General features: G+C 73.4%; 15 protein-coding genes and 1 tRNA gene. 6 read left to right on the plus strand and 10 right to left on the minus strand.

Going from position 1 to position 15,954, the window contains the following annotated elements:
• Positions 1–106: 106 nt before the first annotated feature.
• The gene (locus tag ABT084_RS12460) at positions 107–1,195 is read right to left on the minus strand and encodes an ABC transporter ATP-binding protein (RefSeq protein WP_351041607.1); all 1,089 of its coding nucleotides are present in this window, start codon (positions 1,193–1,195) and stop codon (positions 107–109) included.
• Positions 1,196–1,492: 297 nt separating this feature from the next.
• Between ABT084_RS12460 and ABT084_RS12465 the strand changes: the two genes are divergently transcribed.
• Positions 1,493–1,567, plus strand: a tRNA-Thr gene (locus ABT084_RS12465).
• Positions 1,568–1,616: 49 nt separating this feature from the next.
• Here ABT084_RS12465 and ABT084_RS12470 read toward each other — a convergent pair.
• Positions 1,617–3,014: an NAD(P)/FAD-dependent oxidoreductase gene (locus ABT084_RS12470; protein WP_351041609.1), complete on the minus strand. Its 1,398-nt coding sequence runs from the start codon at positions 3,012–3,014 to the stop codon at positions 1,617–1,619.
• A 118-nt stretch (positions 3,015–3,132) separates the two neighbouring features.
• Here ABT084_RS12470 and ABT084_RS12475 point away from each other — a divergent pair, with 118 nt between their 5' ends.
• Complete coding sequence (locus ABT084_RS12475; RefSeq protein ID WP_351041612.1) at positions 3,133–3,612, plus strand: GNAT family N-acetyltransferase; 480 nt, start codon at positions 3,133–3,135, stop codon at positions 3,610–3,612.
• Positions 3,613–3,673: 61 nt separating this feature from the next.
• On the opposite strand, the gene ABT084_RS12480 is transcribed toward ABT084_RS12475, so the two are convergent.
• Complete coding sequence (locus ABT084_RS12480) at positions 3,674–4,678, minus strand: zinc-binding dehydrogenase (protein WP_351041859.1); 1,005 nt, start codon at positions 4,676–4,678, stop codon at positions 3,674–3,676.
• Between the two features lie 153 nt (positions 4,679–4,831).
• Between ABT084_RS12480 and ABT084_RS12485 the strand changes: the two genes are divergently transcribed.
• Entirely contained in the window at positions 4,832–5,491 is a 660-nt protein-coding gene (locus ABT084_RS12485) for a pentapeptide repeat-containing protein (protein ID WP_351041615.1), read from the plus strand.
• Positions 5,492–5,599: 108 nt separating this feature from the next.
• On the opposite strand, the gene ABT084_RS12490 is transcribed toward ABT084_RS12485, so the two are convergent.
• The 5 genes from ABT084_RS12490 to ABT084_RS12510 all read right to left on the minus strand — a co-directional run bounded on the left by ABT084_RS12490 (position 5,600) and on the right by ABT084_RS12510 (position 11,108).
• Positions 5,600–6,727 carry a Vgb family protein gene (locus ABT084_RS12490; protein WP_351041618.1) on the minus strand — a complete coding sequence of 376 codons (1,128 nt, stop codon included), beginning with the start codon at positions 6,725–6,727 and terminating at the stop codon, positions 5,600–5,602.
• A gap of 171 nt (positions 6,728–6,898) precedes the next feature.
• Positions 6,899–7,402 carry a hypothetical protein gene (locus ABT084_RS12495; protein WP_351041620.1) on the minus strand — a complete coding sequence of 168 codons (504 nt, stop codon included), beginning with the start codon at positions 7,400–7,402 and terminating at the stop codon, positions 6,899–6,901.
• Positions 7,403–7,502: 100 nt separating this feature from the next.
• Positions 7,503–9,104, minus strand: coding sequence for a M4 family metallopeptidase (locus ABT084_RS12500; RefSeq protein WP_351041623.1), 1,602 nt, complete (start codon positions 9,102–9,104; stop codon positions 7,503–7,505).
• A gap of 196 nt (positions 9,105–9,300) precedes the next feature.
• Entirely contained in the window at positions 9,301–9,924 is a 624-nt protein-coding gene (locus ABT084_RS12505; protein WP_351041626.1) for a response regulator, read from the minus strand.
• Positions 9,921–11,108: a sensor histidine kinase gene (locus tag ABT084_RS12510; protein WP_351041862.1), complete on the minus strand. Its 1,188-nt coding sequence runs from the start codon at positions 11,106–11,108 to the stop codon at positions 9,921–9,923. The genes ABT084_RS12505 and ABT084_RS12510 overlap by 4 nt, the downstream gene beginning before the upstream one ends.
• Positions 11,109–11,848: 740 nt before the next feature.
• On the opposite strand from ABT084_RS12510, the gene ABT084_RS12515 reads away from it, so the two are divergent.
• Together ABT084_RS12515 and ABT084_RS12520 are read left to right on the plus strand one after the other, a co-directional pair.
• Positions 11,849–12,436: a GlcG/HbpS family heme-binding protein gene (locus ABT084_RS12515; RefSeq protein WP_351041629.1), complete on the plus strand. Its 588-nt coding sequence runs from the start codon at positions 11,849–11,851 to the stop codon at positions 12,434–12,436.
• A 77-nt stretch (positions 12,437–12,513) separates the two neighbouring features.
• The gene (locus ABT084_RS12520) at positions 12,514–14,037 is read left to right on the plus strand and encodes a M1 family metallopeptidase (protein ID WP_351041631.1); all 1,524 of its coding nucleotides are present in this window, start codon (positions 12,514–12,516) and stop codon (positions 14,035–14,037) included.
• Here the strand turns inward: ABT084_RS12520 and ABT084_RS12525 are convergent.
• Both ABT084_RS12525 and ABT084_RS12530 read right to left on the minus strand, forming a co-directional pair.
• Entirely contained in the window at positions 14,021–14,548 is a 528-nt protein-coding gene (locus tag ABT084_RS12525) for a GNAT family N-acetyltransferase (protein WP_351041634.1), read from the minus strand. The two genes, ABT084_RS12520 and ABT084_RS12525, sit on opposite strands and share 17 nt — an antisense overlap.
• A 187-nt stretch (positions 14,549–14,735) precedes the next feature.
• Positions 14,736–15,311 carry a TerD family protein gene (locus ABT084_RS12530; protein ID WP_351041636.1) on the minus strand — a complete coding sequence of 192 codons (576 nt, stop codon included), beginning with the start codon at positions 15,309–15,311 and terminating at the stop codon, positions 14,736–14,738.
• A 159-nt stretch (positions 15,312–15,470) separates the two neighbouring features.
• Here ABT084_RS12530 and arfB point away from each other — a divergent pair, with 159 nt between their 5' ends.
• Positions 15,471–15,905, plus strand: coding sequence for an alternative ribosome rescue aminoacyl-tRNA hydrolase ArfB (gene arfB, locus ABT084_RS12535; RefSeq protein WP_351041865.1), 435 nt, complete (start codon positions 15,471–15,473; stop codon positions 15,903–15,905).
• Positions 15,906–15,954 lie beyond the last annotated feature (49 nt).

Here is a 15,954-nt window from a genome sequence, read left to right on the forward strand (position 1 = left end):
GCGCCGGCCAGCTCGGCCAGCTCGCCGAAGGCGCCGGTGCCGGTCACCACGGTCACGTGCCCCTGCTCCTCGCGCACCCGCGCGCCCAACGCCCCCTGTCCGTTGATCAGTTGGCGAGCCGCTCGCCCGACGAGGTGGAGAACACGTGCGCCTCACCGGCGCGCGGCACCACGTGCAGCACGGAACCCTTCTCCGGCACCTGACGGCCGTTGACCCGGACCACGATGTCCTGCGCCTTGTCGTCGATCGTCGCCGTGCCGTAGACGTAGCCGTCCGCGCCCAGCTCCTCGACGACGTTGACCGTCACGGCCAGGCCGCCCTCGGAGGCGAGGTCGAAGTGCTCGGGTCGCACGCCGACCGTCACCGTACGGTCACCGGCGTCCGCGGCGGCGGAGAGCGCCTCGCGGGCGATCGGGACCAGGCTCTCGCCGAAGGTCACACCGCCGTCGGTGATCGGGACCTCGACCAGGTTCATCGCGGGCGAGCCGATGAAGCCGGCGACGAAGAGGTTGGCCGGGCGGTCGTACATGTTCCGCGGGGTGTCGACCTGCTGGAGCAGACCGTCCTTGAGCACCGCGACCCGGTCGCCCATGGTCATGGCCTCGACCTGGTCGTGGGTGACGTAGACGGTGGTGATGCCCAGGCGGCGCTGGAGGCTCGCGATCTGCGTACGGGTGCTGACGCGGAGCTTGGCGTCCAGGTTGGACAGCGGCTCGTCCATGAGGAACACCTGCGGCTGGCGCACGATGGCACGGCCCATGGCGACGCGCTGGCGCTGGCCGCCGGAGAGCGCCTTGGGCTTGCGGTCGAGGTACGCGCGCAGGTCCAGGATGTCCGCGGCCTCTTCGACCTTCTTGCGGATGGTGGCCTTGTCCACACCGGCGATCTTGAGCGCGAAGCCCATGTTGTCGGCGACGGACATGTGGGGGTACAGCGCGTAGTTCTGGAACACCATCGCGATGTCCCGGTCCTTGGGCGGCAGGTGCGTGACGTCGCGGTCACCGATGCGGATGGCACCGCCGTTGACGTCCTCGAGCCCGGCGAGCATGCGCAGGGAGGTGGACTTGCCGCAGCCGGAGGGCCCGACGAGGACGAGGAACTCGCCGTCCTCGACGTGCAGCTCGAGCTGATCGACGGCGGGCTTGTCGCCCCCGCTGTAAATACGGGTCGCCTTGTCGAACGTGACAGAAGCCATGGTGATGAATCCCTTCTACCGGCAGGAACGTGCCGGACGATCCGAGTACGAAGGTCTAGTCCAGTCACTGGACTCCGCCCGACGCTACCCGGAGCACCCCACTCCTGTCAGCACCTGACCCCGGGTGACTTCCCCGACGGTCGGAGGCCCTCAACCCGGGTCTGCCCGTGGAGGCGGTGCCGCGGTCGGCTCGGGAGGGTGTCCGGGGGTGTGGCGGGGGTCGGAAAGGTCTTCGCGGGGGTGTGTGGCGGCTGTGTAGAGTGAAGGCGATTCTGTGCGCCGCACAGCGTCACGCACGCCTCCTTAGCTCAGTCCGGCCAGAGCAACGCACTTGTAATGCGTAGGTCGTCGGTTCGAATCCGACAGGGGGCCCCGTGGGGAAGCCCCGGTCCGGACGTCGTCCGGGCCGGGGCTTCTCGCGTCAGTGGCGGCCCGAGATGCGGTCCGCGAGGCGGGCCAGGGGGGTTGTGGTCGCCGTGTGGCTGGCGGTTTCGTGGCGGTCGGCTTCGCGGTAGGCGGCGTACAGGGCCTGGACGCCGAGCCAGCGGAAGGGTTCCGGTTCCCAGCGGCGGACGCGGTGGTTGACCCAGGGGAGCGTGGTCAGGGCGGTGGGGCCGGACTGGCCCGAGTCCTGCTGGACCAGGTCGCACAGGGTGCGCGCGGCGAGATTGGCGGTGGCGACGCCCGAGCCGACGTACCCGCCGGCCCAGCCCAGGCCCGTGGCGCGGTCCAGGGTGACCGAGGCGCACCAGTCGCGGGGGACGCCGAGGACGCCGGACCAGGCGTGGGTGATCGGGGTGCCGGTGAGCTGGGGGAAGAAGGACGTGAGGAGGGTGGTGAGGGCCTCGATGGTGGCGGGCTGGGTGCGGCCGTCGTTGTCGGTGCGGGAGCCGTAGCGGTACGGGACCCCGCGGCCCCCGATCGCGATGCGGTCGTCGGCGGTGCGCTGGGCGTACATGTAGGCGTGGGCCATGTCGCCGAGGGTGGCGCGGTCGGCCCAGCCGAGGGAGTCCCAGGTGGCGGCGGACAGCGGGGCGGTCACGATCATCGAGGAGTTCATCGGGAGCCAGGAGCGCTTCTGGCCCTTGAGGGAGGCGGTGAAGCCTTCGGTGCAGCGCAGGACGTAGGGGGCGCGGACGGTTCCGTACGGGGTGACCGCCTGCTTGGGGGCGATGGCGGTGACCGGGGTGGACTCGTGGATGGTCACGCCGAGGCGTTCGCAGGCGTCGGCGAGGCCGGTGACGAGCTTGGCGGGGTGGATGCGGGCGCCGTGCGGGCTCCAAGTGCCGCCGACGGCGTCGGCGACGTCGACGCGGGCGCGGGTCTCGCGGGCGCCGAGCAGGACGCGGTCGGTCTCGCCGAAGGCGGTTTCGGCGGCGTGGAAGGCCTTGAGGCGGCCGAGCTGGGCGGGGCTGCGGGCGACTTCGAGGACGCCGCCGTGGTGGACGTCCGCGTCGATGCCCTCCTTGGCCGCGGTGTCGATGACCTCGGTGACGGTGTCGTTCATGGCTTTCTGGAGGCGTACGGCGGCCTCGTGGCCGTGCAGCTTGGCGTACCGGTCGCGGCCGGCGATGCCGTTGTAGAGCCAGCCGCCGTTGCGTCCGGAGGCGCCGTAGCCGCAGAACTTCTGCTCCAGGACGGTGATCCGGAGGAAGGGGGCGGCCCGCTTGAGGTAGTAGGCGGTCCACAGACCGGTGTAGCCGCCGCCGACGATGACGACGTCTGCCGTGGCGTCGGCGGTGAGGGGCTCGCGGGGTGGCGGGGTGCCGTCGGTGGCGTACCAGAAGGAGATGCCGCCGTTGATCGTCGCGCTGGTCATGGGGGAGTGGTACACCGCGTTCCGCATGGGTGTCCAGGGTTCGCGCTCCGGTTCGAAGGCCGTGGTGGGGGCATGGACGCGCCCGGCCCCGCGCCGCGCTCCCCTTTAGGCTGCGGGCATGATCCGTACAGCGACTGAGGCCGATGTCCCCGCGATTCACGCGATGGTCCGTGAACTCGCCGACTACGAGAAGGCGTTGCACGAGGTGCGGGCCACGGAGGAGCAGCTCCGGGAGGCCCTGTTCGGCGAGCGTCCGGCGGTGTTCGCGCACATCGCGGAGACGGACGCGGGCGAGGTGGCGGGCTTCGCCCTGTGGTTCCTGAACTTCTCGACCTGGCGCGGGGTGCACGGCATCTACCTGGAGGACCTGTACGTGCGCCCGGAGCACCGCGGTGGCGGGTACGGGAAGGCGTTGCTGCGGGAGCTGGCGGGGCTGTGCCGGGAGCGGGGGTACGAGCGCCTGGAATGGTGGGTGCTGAACTGGAACCAGCCGGCGATCTCCTTCTACGAGTCGCTGGACGCGGCGGCGCAGGATGAGTGGACGGTGTTCCGGATGACGGACGGGGCACTGGCGCGGCTGGGCGGCGGGGAAGGGTAGGGCGGTCGGGGAGGGGGCTGCCCTAAGGGTGGGGCGGCTCAGGGGCTCAGGGGCTCAGGGCTCAGGGCTCCAGGACGACCTTGCCGACGGTGGCGCGGGTTTCCAGGGCGCGGTGGGCCGCGGCGGCTTCGGCGAGGGGGTAGCGCTGGACCGCCGGCCGCAGGCGCCCCGCGGCGGCTTCGGCGAGGGCCCGGGTTTCCAGGGTGCGCATCGGGTCGTCGCCGCCCGCGCGCCGGAGCATGGCGGGGCCGAGGACGTTCTCGGTGGTGATGCCGCGGGCGGTGAGGGCGGCGCGTTCGGTGTCGGTGAGGGCCAGCGGGCTGTCGGACCAGCCGAACACCACGTGCCGGGCGCCGGGGGCGAGCAGGTCGAGGGCGGTGCGGGCGACCGTACCGCCGACGGAGTCGAAGAGGACGGTGGCGCCGGGGCGGCCCAGGGCGTCGAGGTGGGCGCGGACGAGGGCGGGCCAGTCGGAGCGGGTGTAGTCGAGGGCGAGGTCGGCGCCGTTGACGTGGGCCAGGGCCGCCTTGGCGGGGCCGCCCGCGAGGGCGATGACGGTGGCGCCGGTGTTCTTCGCGTGCTGGACGAGCAGGGTGCCGATGCCGCCCGCGGCGGCCGGGACGAGGGCGATGGCGTCGGGCCCGAGCTCGGCGAACTGGAGGATGCCCAGGGCGGTGCGCCCGGTGCCGATCATGGCGACGGCCTCGGCGGGGTCGAGGTGGGGCGGGATGACGTGCAGCCGCTCGGCGCCGGTGACGGCGTACTCGGCGTAGCCGCCGGGGGCGAAGCCGAGGTGGGCGACGACCCGGCGGCCGAACCAGGCGGGATCGGTGCCGGGCCCGAGGGCGTCGACGGTGCCGGCGATCTCGCGGCCGGGGACGGTGGGCAGCTCGGGGAGCGCGGGGAGGGGCCCTTGCTGCCCCTGGCGCAGGGCGGTGTCGAGGAGGTGGACGCCGGCGGCGGCGACGGCGACGCGGACCTGGCCGGGTCCGGGGACGGGGGTGTCGGTGACCTCGTGGCGGAGGTTGTCGGCGGGCCCGAAGGCGTGGAGTCGGATGGCGTGCATGGAGGTGTGCGTGCGGATGGCGTGCGTCGGGTTGGCGTCCATGGCGGCGACTCAACAACCTCAGGTCCGGTTGAGGTCAAGAGCGATCGGCGATCAGCCGTCAGCCGTCAGCGGTCAGCGGTGAGTGTCAGTGGCGTGGGTCAGGATGGGCATATGGCGCGAAAAGTGAAGGCTGTGCGGCGGGCGGAGGTGCGGTTGCCGGAGTTGCGGCCGTACGAGGACGCGGGTCTGGAGCCCGACGGGGACTACGACGGGCTGGAGTTCGCGGACCTGGACCTGGGCGGCCAGGAGGGGATCGGCGCGCGGTTCATGGACTGTGCGCTGCGCCGTTGCTCGCTGGACGAGACGCAGCTGGCGCGGGCGCGGTTCATGGACGCGGTACTGGAGGGGGTGCGCGGGGTCGGGACCGACCTGGCGGAGGCTTCGCTGCGCGACGTGGAGCTGCGGGACGCCCGGCTGGGCGGGGTGCAGCTGCACGGGGCGGTGCTGGAGCGGGTCGTGGTGCACGGCGGCAAGATCGATTACCTGAACCTGCGCAAGGCGCGGCTCAAGGATGTGATCTTCGAGAACTGCGTCCTGGTCGAGGCGGACTTCGCGGGCGCGGTGCTGGAGCGGGTGGAGTTCCGCGACTGCACGCTGCGCGGGGTGGACTTCGGCGGGGCGCGGATGACGGACGTGGACCTGCGGGGTGCGGCCGAGCTGGACATCGCGCGGGGCGTGGAGTCCCTGGCGGGTGCGGTGATCAGCCCGCCGCAGCTGCTGGACCTGGCTCCGGCGCTGGCGGCGCAGGTGGGGCTGCGGGTGGAGGCGTAGGCGTGGGTGTGGGTGTGGGCCGTCTCGTCCGGCCCGGGCCGGTGCCCGTGGCGGCACTAGCACTGTGGCCGGGAGCCTTACCGGCTCACCGGCCACAGCGTGGGGCCGTCAGCGGCAGAACGGGGCAGCGGCGCGGGGTGTCCCGGGGCCGCAGGGCCTCATGCGGTGGGGACGCTCGTGGCGCTGCCCTTGCGGACCCTTCGGAGTCGGCTGCCCGACGGAGGCGTGCGGGCCGTGCCCGCGGCCCGGGTGGGCGTCGAGGCGGCCGATGGCGTTGCCGAGGAGTTCGGTGAACCAGATGTTGTGGTCGGGCCCGGTCGCGATGTTGAAGGGCACCTTGTCCGAGCCGCCCGTCACGGGGAATTCGGTGACCTTCCCCTTCGGGGTGATCCGCCCGATGTGGCCGGCCTGGTCGGCGTACCACATGTTCCCGTCGGGGCCGCGGGTGATGCCGTCGGCGCCTTCGTCCGGGTTCGGCAGCGGGAAGAGCGTGATCTTGCCCTTCGGGGTGATCCGCCCGACCTGGTGGGTCGCGGTGAACCACATTCCGCCGGGGCCCTCCGCGATGTCGGACGGGAACTCGAACCCGGTGGGCAGCGGGTACTCGGTCACCTTGCCGAAGTGGTCGACACGGCCGATCTTGCCCGCGATCTCCTCCGTGAACCACACACCGCCGGGGCCGGCCGCGATGTGGTACGGATCGCTCTCCGGTGTGGGAATGGCGTACTCGGTGACGGCTCCGTCGGGCCGCATCCGCCCGATCTTGTTCGTGCCCGCCTCGGTGAACCACAGGGCGCGGTCGGCGCCGAGGGTGATGCCCAAGGGGAAGCTGCCCGCCACGGGCAGGGGGAATTCCGAGACCGCGCCGGCGGCCGTGATCCGCCCGATCTTGTCGGCGGAGCCCTCGGTGAACCACAGGGCGCGGTCCGGGCCCTGCGTGATGTCGAAGGGGAAGCTCGACGCGGTGGGTACGGCGAACTCGGTGATGGCGCCGCCGGTCGTGATGCGTCCGATCTTGTCGACACCGGACTCGGTGAACCACATGGCCCGGTCCGGTCCCGCCGTGATCCCGGCGGGGAAGCTGTCGGACGTCGTGATCGGATACTCCGTCACGTCGCCCACGTCGCCCACGTCGGCCCGGGCGGGGGCGGTCTGCACCGCGACGGCGAGCAGCGCGCCCAGGGAACCGGCGACCAGCCGGTTGAGTCGTCGTCGGATGGTCGGCGTGCCCGGCATGGACCAGCCCCTTTGTGGTGAGAGACGGGAGAGTGGCAAGCGACGGCTTACCAGTTCCCGCCGGAGACCCGCCCGGCCCGCGCCGCCGAGTCGGCCGCGGACCAGCCGACTGCCGTAGCCGCCGGCGGCGTGCCGGGCGCCGCGACCCGGTGAACCTTTCCGGTCACGGCACTAGGCGGGGACGCGGGGGAAGCGGGTCTGCAGGGTCCAGATCGTCGGGTTGTCGGCCAGCCCGTCGTGCATGTCGGTGAGGTCCGCGATCACGTCGTGGAGGAAGTCGCGGGCCTCGCGGCGCAGCAGCCGGTGGCTGAAGGTGAGGGGGGCTTCCTCGGGGTCCATCCAGTCCGCCTCGACGTCGACCCAGCCGAAGCGCCGCTCGAAGAGCATCCGGTCCGAGGATTCGGTGAAGTCGAGTTCGGCGTACTGGCGGTTCGCGGCGCGGCTGCCCCGGGGGTCCTGGTCGAGCTGCTCGACGATGTCGCACAGCGCCCAGGCGAAGTCCAGGACGGGGACCCATCCCCAGGCTGTGGATACTTCCCGGTCCGCGTGGGTGTCGGCGAGGTAGACGTCGCCGCAGAACAGGTCGTGGCGCAGGGAGTGGACGTCCGCCGAGCGGTAGTCGGTCTGCGGGGGGTCCGGGAAGCGCCGGGAGAGGGAGTAGCCGATGTCGAGCACGTAGTCGATGGTGTCACGGGCGGGGGGTGAGTGCGGCCGGAGGGGGCGTGCGGCCGGTGACGGTCGCGTGGCGCTGCTCCCGGCCGGCCGCATGGCGGGCTCAGTGGACGTTGACCGCGTTCCAGGCCGCGGCGACGGCGGCGCGCTCGGGGCCGGCGGCGCCGTAGAGGTCGGTGGCGGCCTGGAGGGTGGCGCTGCGGGCGCGGGAGTAGTTCGAGGTGGAGGTCATGTAGACGCTCAGCGCCCGGTACCAGATGCGCACGGCCTTGTCCTGGGTGATGCCGAGCAGCTTCGAGCCGTCGTAGGTGGGCGAGTCGTAGGTGATGCCGTTGATCACCTTGCGGCCGCTGCCCTCCGAGAGGAGGTAGAAGAAGTGCCGGGCGGGGCCGGAGGCGGCGTCCGGGCTCAGGGTGCCGATGTCGCTGGACCAGTAGTCGCGGGAGTAGCCGTCGCTGCTCGGGCGGTCCATGGTGCGCAGCGGCTTCTCGGAGACGCGTTCGCCGATGTAGTAGTCGGCGGTGTCGGTGGCGTTGTCCGCGAAGAACTCTCCGGCGGTGCCGAGGATGTCGGAGGTGCCTTCGTTGAGTGCGCCCGGTTCGCCGGAGGACAGGAGTCCGGCGGTGCTGGCTGTGAGGCCGTGGGCGAGTTCGTGGCCGACGATGTCGAGCGAGGTGAACGGCTTGCCGCTGCCGGGTACGCCGTCGCCGTAGCTCACGCAGCCGCAGGAGCTGTCCCAGAAGGCGTTGGCGTAGTTGTTGCCGTAGTGGACGCGGGAGACGACGCCGCGGCCGTCGCCCCGGATGCCCTTGCGGTTGAAGACGGCGCGGTAGAAGTCCCAGGTGACGGCGGTGCCGTAGTGGACGTCCACGCCGGCGGTCTGGCGGCTGGAGGGCCCGCCGTTGCCCCAGACGTCGTCGGCGTCGGTGAAGAGGACCCCGCCGGTGGTCTGGTTCAGGGCGTCGAGGGTGCGCTGGTCGCCGCGGAGGGTGTCGCGGAGCTGGTACAGGGAGCCGCTGAGGGTGGTGCCGAGGGGGACGGAGCCGGAGTACTGGCTGTTGCCGGTGCCCGCGTGGACGGCGTCGTACGAGCCGAGGACGGCGCCGGTACGGGCGTCGGTGACGGTGTGCAGTTCGCTGGGGGTGCCGTCGGCGCGCGGGGTGCGGGTGACGGTCTCCCAGGCGACGGCGGGGGTGGCGGTCGCGGCCCAGATGATCCGGCGGGCGCCGGGTCCGGGGGCGAGGGCCGGGGCGGCGGCGGTGGCGGTGGCGGTGGCCGCGGCGGCCTTCAGGGCGGCCGGGACGGCGGTGTCGGTGGTGGTCCGGGTGCCGTCGGGGCGCTGGTGGACGATCAGGTCGCCGCCCAGGACGGGGAGGCCGCCGATGGTGCGGTCGTAGTGGGTGTGGGTGGTGCCGTCGGGGTCGGTGACGGTGGCGGCGGGACGGACGGTGAGCTGCTCGGTGGTGCTGGTGGTGCTGGTGGTGCCTGTAGTGCTGGCGGCGCTGGTGGTGCCCGACTGCCCGGGACTCGCGCTCGCCGGGGCGGCGAGGGTGGCGAGGGTGGCAGCGAGCACCGCGGTGGTGGCGGTGGCGAGACGGACCAGGGCGCGGGGGGTGCGGGCGGTGCGGGAAGCGGGGGAGGTGGGGGAAGCGGGGGAAGCGGGGGCGGTGCGGGCGGTGCGGTGGGAGGACGCGTGGTGGGTCACTCGGGCTCCTTCGCCGGCGGTGGCGCCCGGGGTGTGGGCGCGCGTCAGCGGAGCGTGCCAGCGGAGGGTGCGGGTGGGACAGGTCTGGGACGGGGCCGCGCCCGTGGTTGTCCGAAGAGGGGGCGTCACTGTCCGGATCACGGTGGGTGGGGCGGGAGGGGGAGGGGGGAGGAGGGGGCCGGGGCCGCGGCCGGGGTCAGGACGGCAGGAGGCGCTGTTCCTTGGCGACCGCGACGGCGCCGCTGCGCGTGTCGACGCCGAGCTTGTCGTAGATGCGGCCCAGGTGGGTCTTGACGGTGGCCTCGCTGATGAACAGCGTGCGGGCGATGTCCCGGTTGCCCAGGCCCCGGGCGAGCTGGCCCAGGATGTCCAGCTCACGCTCCGTCAGGGTGGGCTTCGTACCGCGCATCTGGGCCATCACCCGGCTGGCCACGGGCGGCGAGAGGGTGGTGCGGCCCTGGGCGGCGGAGTGGATGGCCGCGAAGAGCTCCTCGGGGCGCTCCGCCTTGAGCAGGTACCCGGTGGCGCCCGCGCCGATGGCGCGGGTGATGTCGGCGTCCGTGTCGTACGTCGTCAGCACCAGGACGTGCGGGGGGCCGGGGAGCGCGGTGATGCGGCGGGTGGCCTCGATGCCGTCGATGCCCTCGCCGAGCTGGAGGTCCATCAGGACGACGTCCGGGCGCAGCGCGGCCGCCAGGGCCACCGCTTCCTCGCCGTTTCCGGCCTCGCCGACCACCTCGATGTCCGGCTCGCTGCCGAGGAGGGCGAGCAGGCCCGCCCGGACGACCAGGTGGTCGTCGCAGAGGAGGATCGTCGTCATTGGGGCTCCAGGGGGGTCAGGGGCAGGGCGGCGGACAGGACCGTGCCCTCGGCCGGGGTGGACTCGACGGTCAGGGTGCCGCCCAGCTGACGGACCCGGGCGCGCATCGCGGGCAGGCCGTGGCCGCGGCCGGGGCGCTCGGGGCCGGCCGCGCCGGGCTGTGTCCGGGAGGCGGCGAAGCCCCGGCCGTCGTCCGCGATGTCCAGGACCACCTGGTCGCCGAGGAAGCTGAGGGTGAGGGCGGCGGTACGGGCGCCGGAGTGCTCGCGGACGTTGGCGAGGGCGCCCTGGGCGATGCGGAGCAGCGCGGACTGGGTCCGGTCCGGGAGGGGGACCGGCGCGCCCTCCAGGTGGAAGCGGACGGTGACCTCCGGACCGGCGTCCAGTGCGCGGAGCGCCTCGGCGAGGGGGACGCCGTCGGCGAGCTCCGCCGGGGCCAGGTCGTGCACGAGCCGGCGCGCCTCGGCGAGGCCGCGGGCCGCGATGCCGGTGGCGGTACGGACGTGCGCCCGCGCGGTGGCCGGGTCCGCGTCCCAGGTCCGCTCGGCGGCCTGGAGCAGCATCTGCTGGCTGGAGAGGTTCTGGGCGAGGGTGTCGTGGATCTCCATCGAGAGGCGCTGCCGCTCGGCGAGGGTGCCTTCGCGGCGTTCGGTGGCGGCCAGTTCCCGGCGGGTGCGGATGAGGTCGTCGATGAGGGTGCGCTGGGCCTGGGTCTGGCGCTCCATGTGGACGAACACGGCGGTCGCGAGGGCGGCGACGGCGGGCGGGGCCAGCAGCAGGTTCGGGTCGAAGGCGGTGGCGAGCTTGAGCTGTGCGGCGACGACGAAGGCGGTGAGCAGGGCGACGAGGACGATGGCGGCGCGGGGCAGGAGGGTGCGCAGGGCGGTGTAGAAGAGCGGTACGGCGCACCAGGCGAAGCTCGGGGCGAGCACGACGAGCACCACCCAGGTGGCGACGACGAGGGCGAGCCGGGCGAGGTGGCGGGGGGTGGGGCGGGGGGTTGTGGTGGGGGTGGTCGCGGCGGGGGCCGTCGTCGGGGCGGTGGCTGTCTTCGGGCCGAGGACGTAGAGCAGGGCCAGGGTGATGCTCAGGGCGATGATCCACGGGGTGCGGGGTTCGCCGGGGTGGCGCAGGAGGAAGCGGGCCACGGAGGAGCCGAGGAGGAGGAAGAAGGCGGCGTGCATGACGGTGGTGAGGGTGCGGCTGGGTGGGGTCACGGGGCGTTTCCTCCTCCGGAGTGGGTGGTGGGTGGTCGGGTGGGTGGGGGCCGTGCGGTGTCCATCGTGCCCGCACGCCGGACCCCCCGCCGCCCCGGCAAGCCACCCCGCCCGGCGCCCGAGGCCCCGGGGTCGGCAAGCCACCCCGCCCGGCGCCTGAGGCCCCGGGGTCGGCAAGTCAGCCTGCCCGGCGTTTGAGGGCCCGCCGGAGGCCCCCGGACCCGCGCCTCAAACGCCGGCGGGGCTGGGGTGCCCCGGACCCGCGCCTCAATCGCCGGCGGGGCTGGGGTGGCCCCGGGCCCCGCGCCTCAAACGCCGGCGAGGCTGGAATTGCCTCGGGCCGTCGGTGTGGCAAGTCAGCCTGGCCGGCGTTTGAGGGCCCGCCGGAGGCCCCCCGGGCCCGCGCCTCAATCGCCGGCGGGGCTGGGGTGGCCCCGGGCCCCGCGCCTCAAACGCCGGCGAGGCTGAGATTGCCTCGGGCCGCCGGTGGGGCTGGGGTGGCTGCCCCGCGGGCCGTCGGCGGGGTCCCGCTCGGGGACAAGCCTGGGGCCTCTGGGCGGGTTCCGGATCGACCGATCGGTTGACCCCCGGGTCATCCGGTACGGGCGCCCGGGCGAGCCGGTGCGCGGATCCCGTGGGGTGGGCGGCCGGGACACGATCAGGGGGTGCCCGGAACACCGGCAACCCCCGAAACCCCAGGAGCAGCCATGAACACCCGCACCCGCCTCCTCACCGGCGCCGCCCTCGCCGTCGCCCTCGGCGCCGGGACCTTCGGGGCGGTCAGCGCCAACGCCTCCCCGGCCCCGGCGCCCGCCACCGCCGCCGCCCCCGCCCACAAGAGCGACGACAAGAGCGACGACAAGGGCGACGACAAGGGCGGCGCCAAGAACTTCACCACCTCCACCCACCTCACCATCGACGCCGCCACCCGCGCCGCGCAGGCCGCGCTGCAGGCCGCCGAGAAGGAGAACCAGAAGGTGACGGTCGCGGTGGTCGACCGCAACGGCAACACCCTCGTGACCCTGCGCGGCGACGGCGCGGGCCCGCAGTCCTACGAGTCGGCGCAGCGCAAGGCGTTCACCGCCGTGTCCTGGAACGCCCCGACCTCCGTCCTCGCGGGCCGTCTCGCCCAGACCCCGAACCTCAAGGACATCCCGGGCACCCTCTTCCTCGGCGGCGGCACGCCCGTCCAGGCCAAGGGCGCGCCGGTCGCCGGCATCGGCGTGGCCGGCGCGCCGAGCGGTGAGCTCGACGAGAAGTTCGCCAAGGCCGGCGCCGACGCCCTCGACAAGTAAGGACGGGCAAGGGACAAGTCGGCGGCAAAAGAGCGCCAGGCAAGTCCCGAAATGTAGGACACCCCTACTATCGGAGCGTGGATGACCGCGCCCTGCCCCCCGCCCCCGCCGTGGCGACGGCCTTCGCCCTGCTCCTCGCGCTCCTCGCCGGGTGCACGGGCGGCCCGGTGGAGGGCAGACCCGGGGCGGCGGGACTGCGGGACCCGCTCTTCCCCAAGGCGGGCAACGGGGGTTACGACGTACAGCACTACGCCCTCGGGATCACCTACGAGCCCCGGCAGCGGCACCTGACGGGGACCGCCGTCATCACCGCCCGCGCCACCCAGGGGCTCAGCTCCTTCAACCTCGACCTCGCCGGGCTCGACGTCAAGGGCGTCACCGTCGAGGGCGCCGGGGCCCGCTTCAACCGGACCGGGAACGAGCTGACGGTCCGCCCCGCCGAGGACCTGAAGAAGGGCGAGGTCTTCCGTACCCAGGTGAGCTATTCCGGCACCCCCCGGGTCATCCACGACGTGGACGATTCCAAGGAGGGCTGGATCCCCACCGGCGACGGCGCGGTGGGGGTGGGCGAGCCGGTCGGGTCGATGGCCTGGTTCCCGGGCAACCACCACCCGAGCGACAAGGCGACGTACGACATCACGCTCACCGTCCCGCAGGGGTACGAGGCGGTGTCCAACGGGGAGTTGCGCTCCCGTACGGACGACGGCGCCGGGCGGACGGTCTTCGCGTGGCACGGCGACCAGCCGATGGCGAGCTACCTGGCGGTGGCCGCCGTCGGCAAGTACAAGATCACGACGGGGCGGACGGCGTCCGGGATCCCCGTCTACGACGCCGTCGCGCCGGAGGAGGAGGCTGCCTCCGCGGGGCCGCTCGCGCGGCTGCCCGAGATGGTGGAGTGGGGCAGCGGGAAGTTCGGGCCGTACCCCTTCTCCACCACCGGGGCGATCGTCGAGCGCCACGGCACGCTGGGCTACGCGCTGGAGACGCAGACGCGGCCGGTGTTCTCCGGTGCGCCGAGCGAGATCCTCGTCCTGCACGAGCTGGCGCACCAGTGGTTCGGGAACTCGGTGTCGCCCAAGGCGTGGAAGGACATGTGGCTCAACGAGGGCTTCGCGACCTACGCCGAGTGGCTGTGGTCCGAGGACCACGGCGGGGCGAGCGCGCAGGACCGGTTCACCGCGTTCCTGGAGGGCGACACCCGCGTCGATTCCGACGCCGACCGGGCGTGGGGGGACTTCCCGCCCGCCGAACCGCCCGGGCCCGAGGACATCTCGGCCGATCCCGTGTACTACCGCGGCGCGATGGTCCTGCACCGGATCCGTCAGGAGGTCGGCGACCCGGCCTTCTTCGCGCTGGTGCGCGGCTGGGCCGCCGAGCACCGGCACGGGAACGCCGGTACGCGCGACTTCACCGCCTACGCCGAGAAGTCGACGGGGCACGACCTGAGCGACGTCTGGGACGTGTGGCTGTACGGGAAGGACAAGCCGAAGGCCCCGAGCGACGACAAGGCCGGTGCGGCCGGGGTCGGCGCCGCGAAGGCCGGCGCCGCGAAGGCCGACGCCGCCAAGGCCGTCGGCGTCGGGGTCAGCGGGGGTCGGTGAGCGGCTTGCGCAGGACCGTGCAGGGGCGGCCGTGTTCGAGGTCGGGGGCCCGGCGCAGCTCGGTGTAGCCCTGGGCGGTCCAGAACGCCAGCGCGCGCGGGTTGTTGTCGAGCACCGCCAGGCGCAGGCCGTCCCGTCCGGCGGTGCGGAAGCGGTCCTCGACGAGGGTGGCGAGCGTACGGCCGTACCCGGAGCGGTGGGCGGTCGCGTCGATCAGCAGCAGGCCGATCCAGGGGTCCGGATCGCCGGAGCCCGGGTCGGGGTGGTGATCGAGGGTGGCGACCAGCCCGACCAGGCGGCCCGCCGAACGGGCCAGCAGCACCCGGGCGCCGTCATGGGCGAGTTCGTCGGCGAGCGCGGCCGCGACCTGCTCGACGGTGATCCGCGCGGGGTCGGGGAAGTCCCCGCTGAGCTCGAAGAAGGCGTGGTTCGTCGCGTAGAGCGCGGCGACCTCGGTGAGGACCGGCCCGGGCAGCGCGCCGTCGACGGGGGCGAGGGGTTCGAGGATCACCCGGCGACCGTAGCAAGGCGAGCCCCCGCCCGCGTGGGGACAGGAGCGCACCGGCCCCCCGAACGCACCGAGGCCCCCCGTGCGGACGGGCACGGAGGGCCTGGGGGGAAGTCCGGGGCGGACGGGCCCCGGACGTGACCTTGCGCGGCGCCGCGCGGCGTGGCGTCACGCCGTGCCGTGCGGCCGACTAGACGTTGACGCCGAAGTCCTGGGCGATGCCCGTCAGGCCGGAGGCGTAGCCCTGGCCGACCGCGCGGAACTTCCACTCCGCGCCGCTGCGGTACAGCTCGCCGAAGACCATCGCGGTCTCGGTCGCCGCGTCCTCGGAGAGGTCGTAGCGGGCGATCTCGGCGCCGCCGGCCTGGTTCACGACGCGGATGTACGCGTTGCGCACCTGGCCGAAGTTCTGGCCGCGGGCGTCGGCGTCGTAGATGGAGACCGGGAAGACGATCTTGTCCACATCGGCCGGGAGGCCCGCCAGGTTGACCTTGATGGACTCGTCGTCGCCGGAGCCCTCACCGGTGCGGTTGTCACCGGTGTGCACGATGGTCTGGTCCGGGGTGGACTTGTTGTTGAAGAAGACGAAGTGGCCGTCGGAGACGACCTTGCCCGTCGGGTTCACCGCGATCGCGGACGCGTCCAGGTCGAAGTCGACACCGGTCGTCGTACGGACGTCCCAGCCCAGACCGACCGTGACGGCTGCGAGGCCGGGAGCCTCCTTGCTGAGCGAGACGTTGCCGCCCTTGGACAGGCTTACAGCCATGGGATGTCCCTTTCCTGTGCTGCCGGCGCCCTGCGACGCCGTGCGACGTCCTCTGACGCCCTGGTGACGTTACCGCTGACTGTCATAACGCCGGGAGGGGGCGCAGAGGTTCCAGCCCGCGTGAAATGGGGGTGACGCGGTGGTGGGCGGGGGCGGATCATAGGGGGCATGCCTGGTCCCTATGTCATCCGCGGTGCGGTCGCGCTGCCCGAAGCCGAACTCACCTGGCGCTTCTCGCGCTCCTCGGGGCCCGGGGGGCAGCACGTCAACACCTCCGACTCGCGGGTCGAGCTGCTCTTCGACATCGGGGCCACCAAGGCGCTGCCCGAGGTGTGGCGGGCGCGGGCGCTGGAGCGGCTCGCCTCGCGGCTGGTGGACGGCGTGGTGACCGTACGGGCTTCCGAGCACCGCTCGCAGTTCCGCAACCGGGAGATGGCGCTGGTCCGGCTGGCCGCGCTGCTGGCCGAGGCGACGGCGCCGCCGCCGAAGGCGAGGCGGGCGACGAAGATCCCGCGCGGGATCAACGAGCGGCGGCTGCGCGAGAAGAAGGCGCGGGCCGAGACCAAGCGGGGGCGGACCGGCCGGGACTGGTAGCCCGCGGGCAGCCGACCCCCCGGGGCTCCGCCCCGGACCCCGCGCCTCA

This window comes from Streptomyces sp. NPDC002138, assembly GCF_040296485.1.
Classification (GTDB): domain Bacteria; phylum Actinomycetota; class Actinomycetes; order Streptomycetales; family Streptomycetaceae; genus Streptomyces.